The organism is Dietzia natronolimnaea, assembly GCF_002289575.1.
In the GTDB taxonomy this organism is placed as follows: domain Bacteria; phylum Actinomycetota; class Actinomycetes; order Mycobacteriales; family Mycobacteriaceae; genus Dietzia; species Dietzia natronolimnaea_A.
Genome location: NZ_NTGA01000021.1, coordinates 30,737 through 50,645, shown reverse-complemented (window position 1 = coordinate 50,645; position 19,909 = coordinate 30,737). Strand labels below are relative to the sequence as shown.

Sequence of the window (19,909 nt, the reverse complement as noted above, 5' to 3'; positions counted from 1 at the left end):
ATCGACGTGTCGACTCTCAAGAAGTTCGCGTGGTTGTCGGTGGCCACGTCGATCGTCACCATCGCGCTGAAGATGGCGGCCTGGTGGGTGACCGGGTCGGTCGGCCTGCTCTCGGACGCCGCCGAGTCGGTGGTCAACCTGGTGGCCTCGGTGGTGGCGCTGATCGCCATCACCGTCGCGGAGCGGCCGGCAGACGATGACCACCAGTACGGCCACTCCAAGGCCGAGTACTTCTCCGCCGGGGTCGAGGGCGCGATGATCTTCGTCGCCTCGACGTTCATCCTCTACACGGGCGTCGAGCGGCTCATCAACCCGGTTCCGATCGAGTCACTCGGGTTGGGTCTCGCGATCTCGGTCGTGGCCGCGGTGGTCAACGGCGTCGTGGGCACCCTGTTGATCCGGGCAGGGATACGGCATCGGTCACCCACCCTGAAGGCTGACGGCAAGCACCTGATGACCGACGTCGTGACCTCGGTCGGTGTGGTGATCGGCGTGGCGCTGGTGTGGATCACCGGATGGGGGTTCCTCGATCCGATCGTCGCGATCGCGGTGGGGCTCAACATCCTGTTCATCGGGTACAAGCTGGTCCACGAATCCGGCATGGGGCTGATGGACGCGACACTTCCCGACGAGGACAACCAGGCGATCCAGGAGGTGCTGGACAGGCATCGACAGCCCGGCCGGGTCGACTTCCACGAGCTGCGGACACGCGAATCCGGCAGGTGGAGGTTCGTCGAGTTCCACGCGCTCGTACCCGGTGACTGGAGTGTGGATCAGGGCCACGACCTCGTCGAGACGGTCGAGCAGGAGATCCACGCCGCGCTTCCGCACTCCCACATCACCACCCACCTCGAGCCGATAGAGGACGAGCGTGCCTACAACGACGTGAGGTTGTAGCCGTGGGGCACCCCATCATGTTCGACGACTCCGATCCACTGCTCGCCCGGGTTGGTATCGGCAACTCGCCGGCGCCGGGAGGGTCGCCAGACTGGACGCCCTGCGGCGCCAGGCAGGCCGGCGCGATCACTAGGCGGGTTATCGCACGCTCCACTGCGAGGCCACGTCATCGATGAGCAGGGCGATGTGGAGCATGCTGGTGAGCAGCGAACCGTAGACCGGCCAGGAGTCCCGGGGCAGTCGGCCGTCCTCGGACATGGAGTGCGTCAACCCGATCAGCCTGTCGTGGATGGAGTCCATCTCGGCGTCGGGATCGGCGATCGCCCGGCCGGCGTCCCGCGCGATGGAGGCCCACTCGGTACGGAAGCGCTCGTCCCACGGACCCTCGGCGTAGGTGGCCTCGTGGAGGGTCCGGATCAGGTGCCTCATGTGCGAGACGGCCTCATCGACGCGGCGCAGCACCTCCGTGTAGTCGACGCCGTCGCTGACCTGACGTGCGCCACCGAGGCGTCGCCGGATCAGACGGGGGTTCGAGCGTCGGCTCTCGCGGGCGAAGTTGACAGTCCCCCATGCCGTCTCGAGTTCATCGGACACCGACTCGATCTCGCGACGCCACGCGTCGGCGGCATCGGTCTCCCATGAGGTGGAGAACTCATCGGCCATGTCAACGAGGATGTCGCCGATCCGGCGGTCGATGCTGTCGACGTGATTGGACGCCTGCTGATCGCGCACCGGGGGGATGATCAGCAGATTGACCAGTACCCCGATCCCCACCCCGACGGCGACCTCGATGATGCGGTCCAGCAGGAGGGGCTGCTGATCGGAGAACCCGCTGGAGAGCACGAACACCGCCGTGGTGGCGATCGCGACCCCCTCGTCCCTGATCCACGTGATCCGGGCCCCGGCCAGACCCACGAACATCGCCAGCGCGAAGGTCCACACACTGACGCCCAGGTAGAAGCCGATGAGGAAGGACATCCCGACACCGATCGCGGACGCCACCGTCGTCTGTACTCCGCGGGACAGCGACCGGTGGACAGTGGCGTGCACGGTGAGCAGCGCGGTCCAGGGCGCCAGGAACGGCAGAGGCGAGTTGAGGACGTGGGCGGAGAGCCACCATGCGGCGGTGGCGGCCACCACGCTCTTGATGATCTGAATGAGGTCGGTCGTGACGTCGGGCCGCCCCACCAGTTCACGAAGTCGTCGCATACAGGGAATTGTGGGGGTTGGCCGGTCGCGGCCACAATCCAGGTCGTCGTGCACCGCCGACCGCGTGTTCAGGGCGAACGTCCCGGATTCTGGCCTCGGTGACGGTACGCCTAGTGTCTAAGCACTCGGACAGTGCCGTATGGTCCGGTGTCGCTCGGAAGGACCCATGAACCCGCTCAGTTCCCCCACCACGTCGTCGGTGACGCTCGCACTCGGTCTCGACACCCGGATCACACTTCTCGCCGCCGGACTGATCTTCCTGTTGGCCCTGGGGCTGGGGGTGTGGAAGTACCGGCAGATGGCGACGAGCGCCGACCACCTCGCGCACCCGTACGTCGACATAGCGCACCGGGCGGCCCTGCTGTACTCCTTCGCGACGCTGCTCATCGCCGTGTTCGTGGAGCTGAGTAGTTGGCCGACCGGGGTCAACCTCGCCGCGGCCGGGGTCCTGGTGTTCTTCTTCGTCGTGGCGATCGCCAGCTACATCGTGCACGGTGCCCTGCGGGACACGACCAACCAGTTCGACGGTGCCTCGCCTGCGACGCACGTCGGCATGGTGGCACTGATAGTGGGTGAGATGGGCGGGTTCGCGGTACTCCTGGCGGGCTTCGTGAACGGGCAGTTCCTGAGCTGAGGCGCTGTCCGGGCCGGCACGGTTAGGCTTGCCCCATGCCGCTGCGCGCCCGCTCCGGATCCGACCGGCAAAGTAAGGAATTGAGAAGGATGCCGAGGAAGAAGCCGTCCGGGAGCATGGATCTGGGCACCCGGTCGCTGGTCCTGGGCGTCGGTTCCCTGGCGCTGTCCTGGGTCCCCATCCTCAACATCGTCGCGTTTCTCGCCGCGTTGATGGCGGTGGCGTTCGGCTTGCTCGCCCGGTGGCCCACGGGCTGGCTCACCAACGAGGACCCGGACCCGCGCCGGGGTCTGACGGGGGTCGTCCTCGGCGGGATCGCGATCGTCGTATTCGTCGTCACCGCGGTGCGGTACTCGGCGCTGTAGCCCGTCCGACGGGGCCCAACACGGTTCGCGTGCCGATCACTATCCGCATGCCGATCACCGTTCGAACTCAGTGCCTGTTGGACACCACCCAGCCGAGCGCCGTGCGCACCCGGCGGGCGAACCGTCCGGGGTGCGTCGCGCAGGCCGCATGACCGGCGCTGAGCGGGAACACCGCGCTGTGCGGCAGGAGATCGGCCATCTCGTCCTGGATCCACCGGGGGAAGGCGATGTCGCGCATGGTCTTGATGATCGCGACCGGGAGGTCCAGTTCGTGGAGCCACGACGTGGAGTTGAACCGGGCCACCTCCGCGATCACGGTCCGGTGGGTCGCGAGGGGCACGGAGGCCAGTTCGCGTATCGCCCAGGTGTAGGCACCGGGTACCTCGTCGTCGATCTCCCTGGCCACCTCGAGGGGGACGGCGTTGAGGGCGGGGGCACCGCGGGTCAACGAGCCGAGGGTGATCTTCTCCAGCCCATTGCGCTGGGCGCCCGTACCGGTGGCGGCCAACACCAGCCCGCCCAGCCGGGAGGGGTCCCGCCGGGCCGCGAGCTGGGCGACGATGCCGCCCATCGAGTATCCGCCGATGACGGGCATGTCGAGGTCCAGGTGGTCGGCCACCCGGAGCACATCCTCACTCAGCGACTGGAAGTCGAACCGGCCGCCGTCGCCCATGCCGTGGCGTCGCTGGTCGTAGGTGATGAGCCGGTACTCGCCCTGCAGGCGCTGGAAGGTCTGGTACCAGTTGAGCATCCCGGTCGCGGCCATCCCGTGCAGCAACACCACCGGGGTGAGGTGGTCCTCTCCGGTGTCGTAGAGCCTGGTGGTGACGTCGTCGGTGAGGGTGACGATCCTCCCCACAGGGAGCCGCCCCATGTCCGGCGCCATCCGCGGAAGGCGCGCGGCCGACCTCGGGAGCGACATCAGCGGAATCCTGGTCATGAGTCTCCTCCTCGGGTACCTCACCCCGATTGTCCGCCACGTCGCCGCCGGGTGCCCCGCGCCGTACAGGGTCAGTCCACGGAGACGAGCCCCTGCTCCACCAGGAAATCCCTCGCGACCAGCGCCGGGTCGTCGCCGTCGACGTCCACCCGCATGTTCATCTCGACCATCACCTCGTTGTCGAGGACATCGACGAGCGGAGCGAGGACCTCCTCGATCTCCGGGTGCGCATCCAGGAACTCGCCCCGGACGACGGTGGCGAGGTTGTAGACGGGGAAGAAGCGCCGGTCATCCTCCAGGACCACCAGGTCGAGACCCTTGATCCGGCCGTCGGTGGTGTAGACCTCGCCGAACCGGCATTCCCGGCCGGTGGCGGTGGCCTGGTAGATGATCCCGGGCTGCATGATGGGCACGGGGACCGTGGCGGCGTCGAAACCGTAGGCGTCGGCCAGGCCCGGCCAGCCGTCACGACGGACGGAGAACTCGGTCTCCATGCAGGTCACAGCCGACTCCGGATCAGTCTGCACGAGCCGGGCGTAGTCGGAGAGCGTGCGGGCGCCGGTCTCCTGCGCGGTGGCCCGGCTCAGGGCGAACGAGTAGGTGTTGTCGACGGTGGTCGGGGGCAGCCATCGGATGTCGTGGGCCTCGAGGTCGGCGTCCCGGACGGCCACCCACTGCCCTTCGGGGTCGCGGATCGGTTCGGAGTTGCCGAGATAGCTCATCCACGCGGTGCCCGTGTACTCCATCCCGATGTCGACCTGGCCGGTGACCAGGGCCTGCCGGAAACTGTTGGACCCGGCCAGCGAGGACATGTCGGAGACCTCCATCCCGGCGGCCGCCAGGAGGAACTCGACCAGATAGCTGCTGATCACGCCTTCGGTGAAGTCTTTGCCGCCGACCGTCACGCGCACCCCCTCGAGCGCGGGGACGGTGCCGTCCGGGCCCGGGCCCACGGGCAGCGGCACGGATCCGCCGTCGCTGAGACCGCACCCGGTCGCCACGAGCACAGTGGCCAGACACGTGGCCAGCAGGCGCTTTACCGCCGTCATCGCAGCCCCCTCGGGTTGAACAGGACCTCGCCCACCCCGCCGAGCCAGTCGACGAGCAGGGCCAGGCACACCGCCAGGACGGAGCCCACCACGATGGTGGCGGTGTCCTGGAGTCGGTAACCGGTGTCGATGAAGATCCCCAGACCGCCTGCGTCCACCAGGAAGCTCAACGTGGCGGTGCCGACCGCCAGGACCAGCGTGGTGCGGAGCCCGGCCAGGATGAACGGGACCGCGAGCGGAAGCTCGACGGTGCGCAGGACCCGGCGCGAGGTCATGCCCTGCCCCCGCGCCGCGTCGATCAGAGCGGGGTCCACGTTCCGGATCCCCACGATCGTGTTGCGCAGCACCGGGAGCAGCGAGTAGACGGCCACGGGCAGGACACCGATCCAGAAGCCGGTGCGGTTGGTGGCCAGGAAGAGCAGCACGATCAGCCCGATCGCCGGTGCCGCCTGGCCGATGTTGGCGATCCCGATGGCGACGGGCGCGAGGAAGCCCATCCGGCGGCGGGTCAGCAGGATTCCCAGCGGCACCCCCACCGCGACGACGATGGCGGCCACGGTGAAGGTGATCTGGACGTGCTCCAGTGTGCGTTGGGTGATGGACGAGGCGTTGAGCGAGGCCCGCTGGGTCTCGTCGAGCTCGGTCCCGAAGGCCCACCACAGCACGCCCACCGCGGCTAGGGTGATGACGATCGGCTGCACCACCAACCGCGCCGAATCCGCGCGGGACGCGGCACGGGAGGCGGTCGCCGCGGCGCTCACGAGCGCTCCACGGTGTCCGCGGGGCCGGTGGGCTCCGAGGAGCCAGGATCGTTGTGGTGGTGGTGGATGCGCCGGAGCTCCGCCACCAGGTCGTCGATCCCGATCGTCCCCCGGTACGCGCCTGACCTGTCCACCACCACGGTGGTCGCGCTGGCGGTCGAGAGCAGCCCGTCGAGCGCTTCCTGGAGAGTCGAGTCGACCGTCACGGTGCCCGTCACCGGCTGACCACCCGACCGCAGGTCCGGCATCCCGGCCACCAGGTCGCCGCGGACCCAGCGCAGGGGGCGCCCGGAGTCGTCCAGGACCACCGCCCACTCGTCGTCGGCCCCGCGGACGCGGGCGGCGAAATCGGCCGGGGCCTCCGACTCCCTCGCCGTCGTCGCCCTGCCCAGGTCCACGTCCCCCACCCGCCGGAGGGTGAGGGTCTTGAGCGCGGCGTCGTCGCCGATGAACCCGGCCACGGTCTCGTCTGCAGGGTTGGCCAGGATCGCTTCGGGGGTGTCGAACTGGAGGACCGAGGAACCGGGACCGAGCACGGCGATCCGGTCACCGAGCCGGACGGCCTCGTTGAAGTCGTGGGTCACAAAGACGATGGTCTTGTGCAGTTCCTCCTGCAGGCGGATGAGTTCGTCCTGGAGCGAGGCGCGGGTGATGGGGTCCACCGCCCCGAACGGCTCGTCCATGAGCAGCACCGGCGGGTCCGCGGCCAGCGCCCGTGCCACCCCGACCCGCTGTTGCTGACCACCGGAGAGCTGTGCGGGGTAGCGGTCGCGGTAGTCGGCCGGGTCCAGGCCCACCAGTTCCAACATCTGGTCCACGCGGTCCGAGATGCGCGACTTCCTCCACTTGAGAAGCCGGGGCACGGTCCCCACGTTCTGGGCCACCGTCATGTGCGGGAACAGACCGGATGCCTGGATCGCGTAGCCGATGTGGCGTCGGAGCGTGTCGGCGTCGAGGGTCCGGTTGTCCTGGCCGTCGATCGTGATGGTGCCCGAGGACGGCTCGATGAGGCGGTTGATCATCCGCATCGTGGTGGTCTTGCCGCAGCCGGACGGCCCCACGAACACGGTGGTGCGCCCGGCGGGGAGCTCGAGCGAGACGTGGTCGACCGCCGGCCGCTCCTGGCCGGGGTAGATCTTGGTGACGTCGTCCAGGGTGATGGGCACCCCGGACACGGCGTCGGTCTCGTGCGCGGCGGGTGTGGTCACTGGTTCCCCCTGATGGTCAGGCGCCCGAGCAGGACGAGGAGCGCGTCGAGGACGAGCGCGAGGACGACGATGAGAACGGTCGCCGTGAGCGCCATGGGCAGTGCGGTGGGCGTCCCCACCCGGGAGAGCCCGGCGAAGATGAGGTTGCCCAGCCCGGGTCCCTTGGCGTAGGCGGCGATGGCGAGGATGCCCATGGACATCTGGGTGGAGATGCGGATCCCGGCGAGGATCGACGGCCACGCCAGGGGGATCTCGATCCGGCCCAGGACGCCGATCCGGCTCATCCCCACCCCGCGCGCGGCATCGACCGTCGCGGCGGGGACGGCGTCGAGCCCGACGATGGTGTTGCGCAGGATCGGCAGCACCGCGTAGATGACCAGCGCGGTCATGGTGGGTAGGACACCCAGGCCCAGGATGGGGATGAGCAGCCCCAGCAGGGCGAACGAGGGCACGGTCAGGGCGGTGGCGGCCAGGCCGGTGGCCACGGCCGAACCGGCCCTGCTTCGGTACACCGCCACACCGACCGCCACCGACAGCAGCGTGGCGAGCAGGACCGCCTGCACGGTCGCGCTGACGTGCTGCCACGAGTCCGTGGCGAGCTGGAGCCTGCGGGTGGAGAGGAAATCCACGAGGTCGTTCAACGTCTCTCGGCTCCGTCCGTGCGGTTCGGTCTGCTCACGCTATCCGGACGGGTAGCCGTAGAGGGGTGGGATCGAGTATGCCGCGTCGCGAACGGGTGTGCGACCGGTGCCCGTGATGCACCATGGGGCCATGACTGCCAGGCCCGACCGACCACTGGACCCCGACCTGATCGAGCATCTCGACGAGTTGCTCGCCGCCACCGGCAGGATCGCCCGCCGACATTTCCACGGCGAGCTCCAGGATCTGGTCCCCGAGGACAAGGGCGGCGCCCGGGGGTACGACCCGGTGACCGAGGCCGACCGCGACATCGAGGCGTTGCTGCGTGCCGGGATCTCGTCGATGGCGCCGGGGGACCGGGTGGTGGGCGAGGAGAACGGCGAGTCCGGCCCCTCCGACGCCTCGCGCACCTGGTACCTCGACCCGATCGACGGCACCAAGGCCTTCATGACGGGCATGGCCGGGTGGGGCACGCTGGTCGGGGTGGTGGAGAACGGCCGCGCGGTGGCGGGGTGGATGGACCAGCCGGTGTTGGGGGAGACCTTCTCCGCGGTCCACGGCCGGTCCACCGTGCGTCGCCGGTCGGACGGTCCGGAGGCCTTCGACCTCCATGTCTCCGGGTGCGACGAGCTGTCCGAGGCGATCATGTACACCACGCACCCGTCGATGTTCGGAGACGACGGCGGGTTGCGACGGCGCTACGACGACCTCGCCTCGCGGGTCCGCCTGCAACGTTTCGGCGGGGACTGCTACGCCTACTGCATGCTCGCCGCGGGCCGGGTGGACCTCGTGGTCGAGTCGGACCTGAATCCCTACGACATCATCGCGCTCATCCCGATCGTCGAGGCGGCGGGCGGTGTGATCACCGGACCCGACGGGCGACAGCCACTGGACGGCGGGACCGTCGTGGCCGCCGCGACGCCGGCCCTGGCGGAGCAGGCGTGGGAAGTGCTCGGCGCGGATCCGCGGTGACCGACGCCCTCTTCGGGATCGACCGTCCTCCGGCGATCCTCGCCCCCGGCGCCGTCCATGTTCCGGACTGGATGGACCGCGCGCAGCAGGAGTTCCTGCTCCGGGCTTGCGTGGACTGGGCGTCCGCGCGGCCGCCGCGGTCGATCGTGCTGCCAGGCGGGGGGAGGATGTCGGTGCGGACGCTCTGCCTGGGGCGGCTCTGGACGCCGTACCGGTACGACGACGACGAGGTGGTCCCGCCGCTCCCGGACTGGCTGGTCCGGGCGGCGCGGGCGGGGCTCGACGCGGCGGCCGCCGTGGACGCGTCGCTGGTGGGGTCGGCGTACACCCCCGACGCCGCGCTGGTGAACCTCTACGGTCGTGGTGCCACCATGGGTCTGCACCAGGATCGCGACGAGGCCAGCTCCGCACCGGTGGTCTCGCTGAGCCTCGGTGACGCCTGCACCTTCCGCTTCGGTACCCCGGAACACCGCGGCAGACCGTATACCGACGTGCGGTTGGAGTCCGGGGACCTCGTGGTGTTCGGTGGCCCGTCGAGGATGGCGTTCCACGGGGTGCCCAGGGTCTTCGACGGGACCGCACCGGCCTGGTGCCGGGACGTGCTGGGGGCCGGGCCCGGGCGGGTCAACATCACGCTGCGGGAGACCCGCCCGCCCACGCCGCGGGAGTCCCGCCCGGCCGCGCCGCGCGCGCGCCGCCCGCCTACGCTGGGCGGATGAACTCAGGGAACCCCCGCTCCACCGGCCGGAGACGGTCACTTCTCCTCGTGGCGCTGGTCGCCGTCCTGGCGGTGGCCGCCGCGGTAGTGACCGTGCTCGTCTCGGCTGCGACGTATGCACCGGGGGTCCGCACCCTGTCCCCGAAGATCCAGGTGGCCGCGGGCTCGGATCACGTTGACCCCTACACCGGGCTCGCCGTCCGTGTCCCCGAGGGCTGGCAGGCCGAGTCGGGCGAGCATCTGATCTTCGGCACCACCGCGCTGACCCCCGACAGGGAAGCGGGGGACGGGGAGACCGACCGCTCGGACGGGATCGTGCTGACGGGCGCGCTCACCGAGGACCTGGTCGAGCCGCGCGATCCGGACAACCGGCGGGCGGCGATCACCCTGGCCGGTGGAATCGGACAGTTCTTCCTGCCGGTCCCGGGGCAGCCGGTCGAGGAGCGGGCGCAGGAGATCGCCACCGGCGTCGGCGACGGCTGGTCCGTGTCGTTTCGCGTGCTCCCCCTCGCCGAGCAGGAGTTCATCGGCCCCGAGGGCGCGCTCGTGTACACGGCGGTCGTCGGGGAGGGTGCGCAGCGCTACTGGCTCACGTACATCGGTCTCCCGGGTGACGGCACCCTGCACTCACCTCACGCCGAGTGGGCGGACGAGATCGTCGAGCGACTGCGGCCCACCGAGGCGGCCGACACCCCACGAGCGCGGTCGGGTGAGCCCGCCTGACCCCGGCTCAGGGCCGCATCCGCCGGAAGCCCACCACCGGGTTCCCGTCGGACAGTCCGTCCCGCGGCGCGCACACCTGCTCCACCTGCGCGCGGGCCTGATCCCGCACGGGCGTGGCCGGGTCGAGTACCGAGAGGTACTCGGAATGCTCGGCGAGCGCGTCCACGGCGAGTTCGACGAACCCGCTCACGTCGACGTAGTGCGTCATCTCCGGCGAGGACTCGAACCACATCTGCGGCCGCCCCTCTGCGGCATCGACCCCCACGGCCGCGACCAGGTCGTCGTACGCGGCCCCCACGGCCTCCCCGAATTCCATGTGATCACTCTGGTTGGGCTGCCCCGGAGCGAACTCGTCCCCGGAGAACAGGGAGACCACGACGTCGGGGCGGTGCCGGCGGATGGAGTCGGCAACGGCGTCGCGGAGCTCCGCGTCGTTGACGATCCTGCTGTCGGGGAAGCCCAGGAACTCCACCCGGTCGACACCGACGATCGCCGAGGAGCGCCGCTGCTCCTCCTCCCGGACCGGGCCCGCGACCTCAGGCGGCATCCCCTCGATGCCGGCCTCACCGCTGGAGGCCAGCACGTAGGCGACGCTCCGGCCCTCGGCCGTCCAGCGGGCCACCGCCGCGGACATCCCGTACTCGGGGTCGTCGGGGTGCGCCACCAGGACCAGGCAGCGGGTCCAGTTGGTGGGGAACGGCTCGGGCGCCACGGGATCCGGGGAAGGGGTCATGCCCCGAGTATGGCCCCGGGTGCGTCGGCGCGCGAGTGGTCGCGTCAGACCGTCGTCGTATGCTCGACCGCGCACCTCGTCCTCGTCGTATCCCCTGCTGAACCCGCCGTCATCTCGCCCCGGAGGCCTTGCCATGTCCGCACTCTTCCCCGACTATCGCCCCTCCTGGGAGACCGACGACCACCGGTTGCTCCGTGATCACGCCCGCGCCTTCTTCGCCAAGGAGATGACACCCAACCAGGAGAAGTGGGCCGCGCAGAAGCACGTGGACCGCGAGACCTGGCTCCGCACAGGCGAAGCCGGGCTCATCTGCCTCGACGTTCCGGAGGAGTTCGGCGGCCAGGGCGGAGACCCGGGGATGGAGTACCTGGTCACCGAGGAGCTCGTCTACTCCGGCGACACCGCCTTCGGGATGGGCGTGGGCTCCACCATCACCCCGCACTACATCGCCAACTACGCCACCGACGAGCAGAAGCGGCAGTGGCTGCCGAAGATGTGCTCCGGTGAGTGGATCTCGGCCATCGCCATGACCGAGCCCGGCGCGGGCTCCGACCTCCAGGGCGTGCGCACCACCGCCAGGCGGGACGGTGACACCTACGTCATCAACGGCTCCAAGACCTTCATCTCCAACGGCGGCTCCGCCGACTTCGTGGTGGTGGTGGCCAAGACCGACCTCGACGCCGGACACAAGGGCATGGCGCTGTTCGCCGTGGAGGCCTCGACCCCCGGGTTCGAGCGTGGACGCGTGCTGGAGAAGATGGGCCGCCACGGCGCGGACACCGCCGAGCTGTTCTTCAACGACATGCGCGTGCCCGCCGCCAACCTGCTCGGCGGTGAGGAGGGTCAGGGCTTCTACCAGCTGATGAACCAGCTCCCGCGCGAGCGCCTGGCGATCGCCGTGGACGCGCTCGCCATGGCCGAGGCCGCCGTGGTGGAGACCCTCGGGTACGTCCGCGAGCGGCAGGCGTTCGGCAAGCCCATCCTGGATCTGCAGAACACGCGGTTCGAACTGGCGGTGTGCAAGACCTCCGTCATGGCCTCCCGCACCTTCATCGACCACTGCATCTCCCGCGAGATCGCCGGGGAGCTGGACGCCGTGACCGCGTCGATGGCCAAGCTCCAGGCCACCGACATGCTCGACGACGTGGTGGACCGCTGCTTGCAACTGTTCGGGGGCTACGGCTACATGATGGAGTACCCGATCGCGCAGAAGTTCGCCGCCGCCCGGGTCATGCGGATCTACGGCGGCACCAACGAGATCATGAAGGAGGTCATCGGCCGGGCGCTGTGACCCGCCGCGCGTGGACGTCGATCGTCTACTATCGATGGTCGTCGATACTTTCTGCCAGGGGAGTCACCGTGACCGATCGTCCTTCCGTCCTCTTCGTCTGCGTCCACAACGCGGGCCGCTCGCAGATGGCCGCGGCCTACACCGCGCATCTGTCCGGTGGGGCGGTAGAGGTCCGCTCGGCCGGGTCGGCACCCGCGGATTCGATCAACCCGGCCGTCGCCGAGGCGATGGCCGAGGACGGCATCGACATCTCGGCGGCCACGCCAAAGGTGCTCACCGCCGAGGCGGTGCGGTCGAGTGACGTGTGCATCACCATGGGCTGCGGAGACGTCTGCCCGGTCTTCCCGGGCAAGCGCTACCTGGACTGGGCCCTCGACGACCCCGCAGGTCAGGGTGTCGACGCGGTCAGGCCGATCAGGGACGAGATCAAGCGCCTCGTGGAGGGTCTGCTCGCCGACCTCGGGGTGCAGTTGGTCCACTAGCGTCCGAGCGACAACTCCGTGAACCGGCGTCTACTCAGGCGCGGCCTGGTCAGGCGCGGTCTGATCAGGGGCGGTGTGGCTGGGCGCTGGCAGGAGGGGAACGAGGGAGGGTGGGTGACGCTGCCGTGAACGACGCTCGCTCGACGGACGTCGTGGTGATCGGGGGCGGACAGGCCGGCCTGGCTGCCGGCTTCCACCTCACCCGGGCCGGCGCGGACTTCGAGATCCTCGACGCGTCCCACGGGCCGGGGGGCGCCTGGCCGCACACCTGGCCCTCGCTGCGACTGTTCTCGCCCGCCGACTACTCGTCCCTCCCGGGTCGCCGGATGCCCCGGACGGACGGCGGCAACCCCGACGCGTCCCATGTGGTGGAGTACCTGCGCGGGTACGAGGAGTACTACGGGCTACCCGTCCGACGCGAAGTCCCGGTCGCTGCGGTCGAGCGCGGAGATCCGGACGGGTTCGTCGTCCACGCCGTCGATGGCCGCCGGTGGCGAGCGCGCGCGGTGATCAGCGCCACCGGCACGTGGTCGCGGCCGTTCGTGCCGACCTGTCCGGGCATCGCGGCATTCCGGGGCGAACAGATCCACAGCGCCGCCTACCGGGGTCCGGAGCCGTTCGGCGGTCGGCGAGTCGTGGTGGTGGGCGGGGCCAACTCGGGCGCGCAGATCGCCGCCGACCTCGCCGGGCACCTCGAAGAGAGTCACGGCGAACTGACATGGTGCACCACCGAGCCCCCGCGCTATCTGCCCGACCACGTCGACGGACGGGAGCTGTTCCGGGTCGCCTCAGCCTCGGTCCGGTCCGGGAGTAGCGGCGGTGTCGCCGAGTTGGGCGACATCGTCGTCGTCCCACCGGTGCGCGCCGCCCGCGACGCGGGTCTGTTGGCGGCCACCCCGATGTTCACCCGGTTCCATCCCGACGGGGTGGAGTGGGACGACGGCCGCCGCGAGAGGGTCGACGCGGTGATCTGGTGCACCGGGTTCCGGCCCGCTCTCGGACACCTCCGTGGCCTGGGTCTCCCGCGGGTGGGCGGCCGGGTGGTGGCCGAGGGGCCGGCGGTCCCGGACGTGCCCGGGCTGTTCCTGCTCGGCTACGGGGACTGGTGTGGTGCGGCGTCGGCGACCCTGATCGGCGTCGGCCAGTGGGCGAAGGCGGCCGTGACCGCTGCGCTCGCCCGGGGATCAGGCGCCCGGTGATCAGGCGCCCGGTGGTCAGGCCTTGAGGCGCGCGACGATGTCGACGAACTCCTCGGCGTAACCCAGGTGGGTCCGCAGACGCTCGAGCCGCTCGGTGGCCTCGACCTCGATCTCGGCGATCAGCGCGGCCGATCCCGCGGGATCGTCGGCGCGATGGTCCAGGGCCCGACAGAAGTCGCGCATCCGATCCAGGCTGAACCCCAGGGGCTTCATCCGGCGGATGAGCAGGATCCGCTCGACGTCCCCCGGCGTGTAGAGGCGGAACCCGCCGGGGGAATGCGCGGACGGGCTGGCCAGACCGAGTTCGTCGTAGTGCCGCAGGCTCCGGATCGAGAGCGCGGTGCGCTCGGCGACCTCGCCGATCTTCATGGTCTGCTCTCCGTGATTTGGCCCGCCCACAACTCTCCCGTTACGGTAGCTTTCTACTCTCGCGCGGTGTGAGAGTCCTGGCCCTGACTGTAGGTGATCCGTGAGCACCGAGTTCCCGACCGGCGTGCTGCCCTCGTTCCGCGCCGCGTTCTCCTCCCCCGCGCGGCTGCGCACCGAGGTGCTCGCCGGCCTCGTGGTGGCCCTGGCGCTCATCCCGGAGGCGATCTCGTTCTCCATTCTCGCGGGCGTCGACCCCCGGGTAGGTCTGTTCGCCTCCTTCACCATGGCCGTCACGATCGCCTTCACTGGCGGGCGCCCGGCGATGATCTCCGCGGCGACGGGGGCGATCGCCCTCGTCGTGGCGCCGGTGGTGCTCGAATACGGACTGGACTACCTCATCGCCACGGTCCTCCTGGCCGGCGTGATGCAGATCCTGTTGAGCGTCTTGGGGGTCGCGAAACTGATGCGGTTCATCCCCCGCTCGGTGATGGTCGGGTTCGTCAACGCGCTGGCGATCCTGATCTTCTCCGCGCAGATCCCGCACCTGGTGGGCGTCCCGTGGTTGGTGTACCCGCTTGTGGCCGCGGGTCTGCTCATCATGGTGTTCTTCCCCCGGCTCACCACGGTGATCCCCGCTCCGCTGGTCGCGATCGTGGCGCTGACGATCGTGGTGGTGTGGGTGGGATGGTCGGTCCCCGACGTGCACGATCAGGGCGAGCTGCCGAGTTCGTTGCCCTCGTGGCTGATCCCCGACGTGCCGTTCACGCTGGAGACGCTGCAGATCATCGCCCCCTATGCGCTGGCCATGGCGCTCGTGGGGCTCATGGAGTCGCTGATGACGGCCAAGCTGGTCGACGACATCACCGAGACCCACTCCGACAAGACCCGCGAGGGCTGGGGCCAGGGCGTCGCCAACCTCGTCACCGGGTTCTTCGGCGGGATGGGTGGCTGCGCGATGATCGGGCAGACGATGATCAACGTCAAGGCCTCGGGCGCCCGGACGCGGTTGTCCACGCTGCTCGCCGGCGTGTTCCTGCTGATCCTCGTCGTCGTCCTGGGCGATGTCGTCGGACTGATCCCGATGGCCGCGCTGGTCGCGGTGATGATCATGGTCTCGGTGGGGACCATGGACTGGCACTCGATCCACCCCCGGACCCTGCGGCTGATGCCGCTGTCGGAGACGCTCGTCATGGTGGTCACCGTCGCGGCGACGGTGTGGACCCACAACCTCGCGATCGGCGTGATCCTGGGGGTCGTCACCGCGATGATCATGTTCGCGCGCAGAGTCGCGCACATGACGACCATCGAGAAGGTCGCCGAGCTCGACACGGACCACGACGGGGCGGTCGACACCCGCACGTACCGGGTCACGGGCGAGTTGTTCTGGGCCTCGAGCAATGACCTCGTATACCAATTCGACTACTCCGGTGACCCCGCGCACGTGGTGCTCGACCTCACCGACGCCGACGTCTGGGACGCCTCGACAGTCGCCACGCTCGACGCCGTGCAGCAGAAGTACGCGGCCAAGGGCAAGACGCTGTCGGTGATCGGACTCGACGGGGCGAGCAAGGAGCGGCTCGACAAGCTCTCCGGGAATCTCGGCGCCGGGCACTGAGGGGCCTCGACGCCTGACGCCGGGGCCGAGCGCGCGCGGATCAGGTTCCCGTTCCATAGATGTCGGTCTATATTGATGACTGTCGATATGAAACCTGGGAGGCCGACATGTCCCGATCCGTGCACGACGCACCGCTGCCCGAGCTACTCATGCCCCAGACGCAACTCCAGCGCGACGCCCGTGAGCTGGCCCGGCACTACGAGGGCGTGTTCAGTCCGCAGACCGTCGAACGCGTGGTCTTCGAGTCGTACGCCTCGCTCCGTCGCACCGCCCGGGTCACGGCGCACCTGCCGTCCATCGCCCGGCGATTCGCCACCGACCGGCTCAAGGCGCTCGCCCAGGCCGAAGGCGCAGTGGCCAAGGACGTCCCGGAAGTGCTCTTCATCTGCGTACAGAACTCCGGGCGCTCGCAGATGGCGGCCGCGCTCATGGCGCACCGATCCGAGGGGCGTGTGCACGTGCGGTCCGCCGGATCGCTGCCCGGCTCCGGGATCGACGAGAACTGCGCGGCGGTGATGGCGGAGATGGGTCTCGACCTGGGCAAGGAGTACCCCAAGCCCCTCACCGACGACGTGGTGGCGGCCGCCGACGTGGTGATCTCCATGGGCTGCGGGGACGCGTGCGCCGTCTACCCGGGCAAGCGGTACCTGGACTGGGACGTCTCAGATCCCGCCGGGCAGGATCTCGATCGCGTGCGGTCCATCCGGGACGACATCGACGCCCGGGTCCGCGGGGCCCTGCCGGAGATCGTCGCCATGACGCCCTCGGACGCCCCGGGACTCACGGCATCACATGGCGCGGACGGAGGGGTGGGCTCATCCTGAGCGGCCCTGAGCGTCAGGGGACCCGGAGGCCTCGGACGTCCACGATGTCGCGGATCTGCGCGAACGCCTCCGGAACGATGCTGTAATGCGCCATGCGGCCCCGCTGTTCCCGGGTGACCAGGCCCGCCTCGACCAGCTTCTTCATGTGGTGGCTCACCGTGGGTTGAGTTATGCCGAGCGGCTCGGTCAGCGTGCAGACGCACACGTCGTTGCACTCCGCCGCCGCGATGTGGGACAGCAGTCGCAAGCGCATGGGATCGGCGAGCGCCTTGAATCGGGCCGCCGCGGCCTCCGCCTCGGCCTGGCCGAGGGGGCCGTTCGCGCCGGCGATGCAGCACGAGGCGTCCATGACGGCAACGGTGCCGGGCTCCTGCGAGGTCATGACTGCAGGGTACCCGGCCAGTGTGGCAGCCGGACAGGACACATTGACCCCCATCGATGAATCCCATAGGGTCGACGGCATGAGCACCCAGGTCTCGGCCCCGGCCGATCCCGGCGAGAACGTCGCCGCCAGACTGTCCTTCCTCGACCGCTATCTCGCCCTCTGGATCCTCGTTGCCATGGCGGCGGGGTTGCTGCTCGGACGCTTCGTCCCCGGCATCGCCGAGGCGCTCGACACCGTGAAGGTGGCCGACGTATCCCTGCCCATCGCGATTGGGCTGCTCGTCATGATGTACCCCGTCCTGGCGAAGGTCCGCTACGACGAGACGCACCGGGTCACGGGGGACCGGAGGCTTCTCGTCCTCTCGCTCGCGCTCAACTGGCTGGTCGGACCCGCGCTGATGTTCACACTGGCCTGGCTGATGCTCCCCGACCTGCCCGAGTACCGCACGGGACTCATCATCGTCGGACTGGCCCGGTGTATCGCCATGGTGTTCATCTGGAACGACCTCGCCTGCGGGGACCGGGAGGCCGCGGCGGTGCTCGTGGCGCTCAACTCGGTGTTCCAGGTCATCGCGTTCGCCGGCCTCGGGTGGTTCTATCTCCAGGTACTCCCCGGATGGCTGGGCCTGGAGACCACCACAGCGCAGTTCTCGGTGTGGGCGATCGCGCTGAGTGTGCTGGTCTTCCTCGGCATACCCCTCGTCGCCGGGTTCCTCACCAGGTACTACGGGGAGAAGGTCAAGGGTCGCGAGTGGTACGAGGAGACGTTCCTCCCCAAGATCGGCCCGTGGGCGCTCTACGGGCTGCTGTTCACCATCGTCGTGCTCTTCGCATTCCAGGGCGACGCGATCATGGCCAACCCGCTCGACGTCGCGCGGATCGCCCTGCCCCTGCTCGCGTACTTCGTGCTGATGTTCGGTGGGAGCCTGCTCGCGGCACGGGCGTCGGGCCTGAACTACGCCAAGTCCACCGCTGTCGCGTTCACCGCCGCGGGCAACAACTTCGAGCTGGCGATCGCCGTGAGTATCGGGACCTGGGGCGTGGCCTCCGGCCAGGCACTCGCGGGCGTGGTCGGGCCGCTGATCGAGGTCCCGGTCCTGATCGGGCTGGTCTACGTGAGTCTCTGGGCCGGTAAGCGCCTGTTCAAGGACGACCCCACGGTGCCGGCCGCGCTGCGCCAGGCGCCGTCCAGCGCTGTCCGCAACTCAGGAGAGGGCCCCCGGTGACCGATCGGCAGACTCCTCGACCCGCCGTTCTGTTCGTCTGCAAGTCAAACCGCGGCAAGTCCCAGATGGCAGAGGCGCTGCTGCGCCGCGTCGCGGGGGACGCCGTCGAGATCCACTCGGCCGGCACGCAACCCGCCGTGGGCAAGCCCCCCAACGCCGAGTCGGTGGCCTCGCTCGCAGAGGTCGGTGCCGACATGTCGGGCGCCGTCGCCGAGCCGGTGGACGACGACTTCTTGCGCCGCGCCGACCGCGTCGTCGTGCTCGGGACGGCCGCCCGCCTCGATCCGGTCGACGTGATGCGTGCGGACATCGAGGTCTGGGAGACCGACGAGCCCAGTGAGCGGGGGATCGACGGTCCGGAACGGATGGCGCTGATCCGCGATGACATCGACGCTCGCGTCAGGCGCCTGTGGGCGGAACTGGACGACCCGGGGGCCGCACCTTCCGATTAGGCGGGTCCCGCGGCCGGGCGTGCCCCGTGGCTCGGCGGTTTCGGCTAACCGACGTAGCGCTCCGGCTCCTCGCCGAAGGTGAAACCGCGGCCGGAGATGTGCTCGGGCGTGATCTCCACGAAGTTGTACTTGAGCGTGGGGATCCACGGCTTGAGGTCGAGTTCCTCGGCGCGATTGATCTCGTCGAAACCGTCCAGTCGCCGGGCTTCGCCCCGGACGACCACCGACCACGCCTCGCGGTCCTCGATGTGGTCCACCTGGAACACCACGTCGGGGTGGATGGTGAGGCCGGCGAGCTTGCTCCCCTCGGCGGTGCGGAAGAAGAGCTTGCCCTCCGTGGACAACGCGTAGTTGACGGGGTAGATGTCGGCCCGCCCGCCTGTGACGGTGACCAGACGGCCGAGGGACTCTGTCGCCAAGAGCTCGAGCGAACGGCCCTCGTCGAATTCTGTGATCGGGTTCTCGTCCATGAAAATATTCTCCCAGGCGCGGGGCCGCGACGGAAGAGTGCTGACCCCCCGAGGTGCCGATACCGGGTGACCGACATCACTGCGGGCTGATCACCTGCGGACTCGCCTGCCAATCAGGTAACGATCCGGCGAACCGAGATGCAGCAACCGGTTGCCGTCACTACGCTGGGACACACATATGAACCCAGGAGAACGAGAAGCACCCCGTAACCCTGATTCGTCCGACGCGATGTTCCGTCCGCCCACCGCGGCCGATGGTAATCGCATGTGGGAGATCGCCCGCGACAGCGGAGTCCTCGACCTGAACTCCTCCTATGCGTACGTGCTGTGGGGAGCGGAGTTCTCCGAGAGTTCGGTGGTCGTCGAGGTGGAAGGCCGCGTGGTCGGCTTCGTCACCGGCTTCCTGCGGCCCTCGGAGCCGGACACGATCTTTGTCTGGCAGGTGGGAGTCGACGCGGACCAGCGAGGCAAGGGTCTGGCCGCGCGGTTGCTCCACAGCCTGATGGACCGGCTGGCCGAGCGCGGTGTCGTCCGACTGCGCACCACCATCAGCCCGGACAACGAGGCGTCCCAGCGCACGTTCGGCGCGGTCGCGCGGGACCGCGGCATGACGCTGTCCAGCGAGGACTACCTGAGCTCGGAGCTGCTCGGAGAGGGTCACGAGCGAGAAGACCTCTACACGATTTCCTAGACGAGGGCCCACGGGCCGTCCGGCCCGCCACCGTCGCCCGCATCTTTCCCTTTGGAGT

Annotated in this window: 24 protein-coding genes; 14 read left to right on the top strand and 10 right to left on the bottom strand. The window is 69.5% G+C overall.

Features of this window, described 5'->3' with window-relative positions:
- The first annotated feature begins 6 nt into the window (after positions 1–6).
- The gene (locus CEY15_RS12360) at positions 7–897 is read left to right on the top strand and encodes a cation diffusion facilitator family transporter (RefSeq protein ID WP_095718694.1); all 891 of its coding nucleotides are present in this window, start codon (positions 7–9) and stop codon (positions 895–897) included.
- Positions 898–1,035: 138 nt separating this feature from the next.
- Here CEY15_RS12360 and CEY15_RS12355 read toward each other — a convergent pair whose 3' ends face one another.
- Positions 1,036–2,106 carry an FUSC family protein gene (locus CEY15_RS12355; RefSeq protein WP_095718693.1) on the bottom strand — a complete coding sequence of 357 codons (1,071 nt, stop codon included), beginning with the start codon at positions 2,104–2,106 and terminating at the stop codon, positions 1,036–1,038.
- A 166-nt stretch (positions 2,107–2,272) separates the two neighbouring features.
- On the opposite strand from CEY15_RS12355, the gene CEY15_RS12350 reads away from it, so the two are divergent.
- Positions 2,273–2,740 carry a hypothetical protein gene (locus tag CEY15_RS12350; protein ID WP_095718692.1) on the top strand — a complete coding sequence of 156 codons (468 nt, stop codon included), beginning with the start codon at positions 2,273–2,275 and terminating at the stop codon, positions 2,738–2,740.
- Positions 2,741–2,829: 89 nt separating this feature from the next.
- Positions 2,830–3,105 (top strand): hypothetical protein, encoded by a 276-nt coding sequence (locus CEY15_RS12345; protein WP_245847604.1) that lies wholly within the window; start codon positions 2,830–2,832, stop codon positions 3,103–3,105.
- A gap of 67 nt (positions 3,106–3,172) precedes the next feature.
- Here the strand turns inward: CEY15_RS12345 and CEY15_RS12340 are convergent, their stop codons facing one another.
- The 5 genes from CEY15_RS12340 to CEY15_RS12320 form a co-directional block, all read right to left on the bottom strand.
- Positions 3,173–4,045: an alpha/beta fold hydrolase gene (locus CEY15_RS12340; protein ID WP_245847603.1), complete on the bottom strand. Its 873-nt coding sequence runs from the start codon at positions 4,043–4,045 to the stop codon at positions 3,173–3,175.
- Between the two features lie 71 nt (positions 4,046–4,116).
- A complete protein-coding gene (locus CEY15_RS12335; RefSeq protein WP_095718690.1) occupies positions 4,117–5,094 on the bottom strand; it encodes a glycine betaine ABC transporter substrate-binding protein in 978 nt (325 codons plus the stop codon).
- The gene (locus tag CEY15_RS12330; RefSeq protein WP_095718689.1) at positions 5,091–5,855 is read right to left on the bottom strand and encodes an ABC transporter permease; all 765 of its coding nucleotides are present in this window, start codon (positions 5,853–5,855) and stop codon (positions 5,091–5,093) included. The genes CEY15_RS12335 and CEY15_RS12330 overlap by 4 nt, the downstream gene beginning before the upstream one ends.
- Positions 5,852–7,063 (bottom strand): ABC transporter ATP-binding protein, encoded by a 1,212-nt coding sequence (locus CEY15_RS12325; RefSeq protein WP_095718688.1) that lies wholly within the window; start codon positions 7,061–7,063, stop codon positions 5,852–5,854. The genes CEY15_RS12330 and CEY15_RS12325 overlap by 4 nt, the downstream gene beginning before the upstream one ends.
- Positions 7,060–7,704 carry an ABC transporter permease gene (locus tag CEY15_RS12320; RefSeq protein WP_017835741.1) on the bottom strand — a complete coding sequence of 215 codons (645 nt, stop codon included), beginning with the start codon at positions 7,702–7,704 and terminating at the stop codon, positions 7,060–7,062. The genes CEY15_RS12325 and CEY15_RS12320 overlap by 4 nt, the downstream gene beginning before the upstream one ends.
- A gap of 130 nt (positions 7,705–7,834) precedes the next feature.
- Here CEY15_RS12320 and CEY15_RS12315 point away from each other — a divergent pair, with 130 nt between their 5' ends.
- From CEY15_RS12315 to CEY15_RS12305, 3 genes are read left to right on the top strand one after another with little or no spacing between them, the layout of a single operon-like run.
- Complete coding sequence (locus CEY15_RS12315; protein WP_095718687.1) at positions 7,835–8,674, top strand: inositol monophosphatase family protein; 840 nt, start codon at positions 7,835–7,837, stop codon at positions 8,672–8,674.
- Positions 8,671–9,393, top strand: a complete 723-nt coding sequence (locus CEY15_RS12310; protein WP_095718686.1) for an alpha-ketoglutarate-dependent dioxygenase AlkB family protein — start codon at positions 8,671–8,673, stop codon at positions 9,391–9,393. The genes CEY15_RS12315 and CEY15_RS12310 overlap by 4 nt, the downstream gene beginning before the upstream one ends.
- Complete coding sequence (locus tag CEY15_RS12305; protein ID WP_245847602.1) at positions 9,390–10,115, top strand: APA family fibronectin-binding glycoprotein; 726 nt, start codon at positions 9,390–9,392, stop codon at positions 10,113–10,115. Before CEY15_RS12310 ends, CEY15_RS12305 begins: the two co-directional genes overlap by 4 nt.
- A 7-nt stretch (positions 10,116–10,122) precedes the next feature.
- Here CEY15_RS12305 and CEY15_RS12300 read toward each other — a convergent pair whose 3' ends face one another.
- On the bottom strand, positions 10,123–10,848 hold the full coding sequence (locus tag CEY15_RS12300) for a PIG-L deacetylase family protein (protein ID WP_176475104.1): 726 nt from the start codon (positions 10,846–10,848) through the stop codon (positions 10,123–10,125).
- 133 nt (positions 10,849–10,981) lie between these two features.
- Here CEY15_RS12300 and CEY15_RS12295 point away from each other — a divergent pair, with 133 nt between their 5' ends.
- From CEY15_RS12295 to CEY15_RS12285, 3 genes are all read left to right on the top strand, one after another.
- Positions 10,982–12,139, top strand: a complete 1,158-nt coding sequence (locus CEY15_RS12295) for an acyl-CoA dehydrogenase family protein (RefSeq protein WP_095718683.1) — start codon at positions 10,982–10,984, stop codon at positions 12,137–12,139.
- Positions 12,140–12,207: 68 nt separating this feature from the next.
- The gene (locus CEY15_RS12290) at positions 12,208–12,621 is read left to right on the top strand and encodes an arsenate reductase ArsC (RefSeq protein ID WP_095718731.1); all 414 of its coding nucleotides are present in this window, start codon (positions 12,208–12,210) and stop codon (positions 12,619–12,621) included.
- 125 nt (positions 12,622–12,746) lie between these two features.
- Positions 12,747–13,820, top strand: a complete 1,074-nt coding sequence (locus tag CEY15_RS12285; protein ID WP_095718730.1) for an ArsO family NAD(P)H-dependent flavin-containing monooxygenase — start codon at positions 12,747–12,749, stop codon at positions 13,818–13,820.
- A 15-nt stretch (positions 13,821–13,835) separates the two neighbouring features.
- On the opposite strand, the gene CEY15_RS12280 is transcribed toward CEY15_RS12285, so the two are convergent.
- On the bottom strand, positions 13,836–14,189 hold the full coding sequence (locus CEY15_RS12280) for a MerR family transcriptional regulator (protein WP_095718682.1): 354 nt from the start codon (positions 14,187–14,189) through the stop codon (positions 13,836–13,838).
- 100 nt (positions 14,190–14,289) lie between these two features.
- Here CEY15_RS12280 and CEY15_RS12275 point away from each other — a divergent pair, with 100 nt between their 5' ends.
- Both CEY15_RS12275 and CEY15_RS12270 read left to right on the top strand, forming a co-directional pair.
- Positions 14,290–15,804: a SulP family inorganic anion transporter gene (locus CEY15_RS12275; RefSeq protein WP_095718681.1), complete on the top strand. Its 1,515-nt coding sequence runs from the start codon at positions 14,290–14,292 to the stop codon at positions 15,802–15,804.
- A 107-nt stretch (positions 15,805–15,911) separates the two neighbouring features.
- Positions 15,912–16,628 carry a low molecular weight phosphatase family protein gene (locus CEY15_RS12270; RefSeq protein ID WP_095718680.1) on the top strand — a complete coding sequence of 239 codons (717 nt, stop codon included), beginning with the start codon at positions 15,912–15,914 and terminating at the stop codon, positions 16,626–16,628.
- A 13-nt stretch (positions 16,629–16,641) separates the two neighbouring features.
- Here the strand turns inward: CEY15_RS12270 and CEY15_RS12265 are convergent, their stop codons facing one another.
- Positions 16,642–17,010 (bottom strand): ArsR/SmtB family transcription factor, encoded by a 369-nt coding sequence (locus tag CEY15_RS12265; protein ID WP_031264539.1) that lies wholly within the window; start codon positions 17,008–17,010, stop codon positions 16,642–16,644.
- 79 nt (positions 17,011–17,089) lie between these two features.
- Here CEY15_RS12265 and arsB point away from each other — a divergent pair, with 79 nt between their 5' ends.
- Positions 17,090–18,238, top strand: coding sequence for an ACR3 family arsenite efflux transporter (arsB, locus tag CEY15_RS12260; protein WP_095718679.1), 1,149 nt, complete (start codon positions 17,090–17,092; stop codon positions 18,236–18,238).
- Complete coding sequence (locus tag CEY15_RS12255) at positions 18,235–18,690, top strand: low molecular weight phosphatase family protein (RefSeq protein ID WP_095718678.1); 456 nt, start codon at positions 18,235–18,237, stop codon at positions 18,688–18,690. The genes arsB and CEY15_RS12255 overlap by 4 nt, the downstream gene beginning before the upstream one ends.
- A gap of 44 nt (positions 18,691–18,734) precedes the next feature.
- On the opposite strand, the gene CEY15_RS12250 is transcribed toward CEY15_RS12255, so the two are convergent.
- Positions 18,735–19,160 carry a pyridoxamine 5'-phosphate oxidase family protein gene (locus CEY15_RS12250; RefSeq protein ID WP_017835755.1) on the bottom strand — a complete coding sequence of 142 codons (426 nt, stop codon included), beginning with the start codon at positions 19,158–19,160 and terminating at the stop codon, positions 18,735–18,737.
- A 178-nt stretch (positions 19,161–19,338) separates the two neighbouring features.
- On the opposite strand from CEY15_RS12250, the gene ectA reads away from it, so the two are divergent.
- On the top strand, positions 19,339–19,851 hold the full coding sequence (gene ectA, locus CEY15_RS12245; RefSeq protein ID WP_031264540.1) for a diaminobutyrate acetyltransferase: 513 nt from the start codon (positions 19,339–19,341) through the stop codon (positions 19,849–19,851).
- The last annotated feature ends 58 nt before the right edge of the window (positions 19,852–19,909 follow it).

Bases quoted from the DNA above. Each gene is read 5' to 3' on its own strand.
- CEY15_RS12355 (WP_095718693.1), bottom strand. From the start codon at position 2,106: ATGCGACGACTTCGTGAACTGGTGGGGCGGCCCGACGTCACGACCGAC.
- CEY15_RS12350 (WP_095718692.1), top strand. From the start codon at position 2,273: ATGAACCCGCTCAGTTCCCCCACCACGTCGTCGGTGACGCTCGCACTC.
- CEY15_RS12345 (WP_245847604.1), top strand. From the start codon at position 2,830: ATGCCGAGGAAGAAGCCGTCCGGGAGCATGGATCTGGGCACCCGGTCG.
- CEY15_RS12340 (WP_245847603.1), bottom strand. From the start codon at position 4,045: ATGACCAGGATTCCGCTGATGTCGCTCCCGAGGTCGGCCGCGCGCCTT.
- CEY15_RS12335 (WP_095718690.1), bottom strand. From the start codon at position 5,094: ATGACGGCGGTAAAGCGCCTGCTGGCCACGTGTCTGGCCACTGTGCTC.
- CEY15_RS12315 (WP_095718687.1), top strand. From the start codon at position 7,835: ATGACTGCCAGGCCCGACCGACCACTGGACCCCGACCTGATCGAGCAT.
- CEY15_RS12305 (WP_245847602.1), top strand. From the start codon at position 9,390: ATGAACTCAGGGAACCCCCGCTCCACCGGCCGGAGACGGTCACTTCTC.
- CEY15_RS12300 (WP_176475104.1), bottom strand. From the start codon at position 10,848: ATGACCCCTTCCCCGGATCCCGTGGCGCCCGAGCCGTTCCCCACCAAC.
- CEY15_RS12295 (WP_095718683.1), top strand. From the start codon at position 10,982: ATGTCCGCACTCTTCCCCGACTATCGCCCCTCCTGGGAGACCGACGAC.
- CEY15_RS12280 (WP_095718682.1), bottom strand. From the start codon at position 14,189: ATGAAGATCGGCGAGGTCGCCGAGCGCACCGCGCTCTCGATCCGGAGC.
- CEY15_RS12270 (WP_095718680.1), top strand. From the start codon at position 15,912: ATGTCCCGATCCGTGCACGACGCACCGCTGCCCGAGCTACTCATGCCC.
- CEY15_RS12265 (WP_031264539.1), bottom strand. From the start codon at position 17,010: ATGACCTCGCAGGAGCCCGGCACCGTTGCCGTCATGGACGCCTCGTGC.
- arsB (WP_095718679.1), top strand. From the start codon at position 17,090: ATGAGCACCCAGGTCTCGGCCCCGGCCGATCCCGGCGAGAACGTCGCC.
- CEY15_RS12250 (WP_017835755.1), bottom strand. From the start codon at position 19,160: ATGGACGAGAACCCGATCACAGAATTCGACGAGGGCCGTTCGCTCGAG.
- ectA (WP_031264540.1), top strand. From the start codon at position 19,339: ATGAACCCAGGAGAACGAGAAGCACCCCGTAACCCTGATTCGTCCGAC.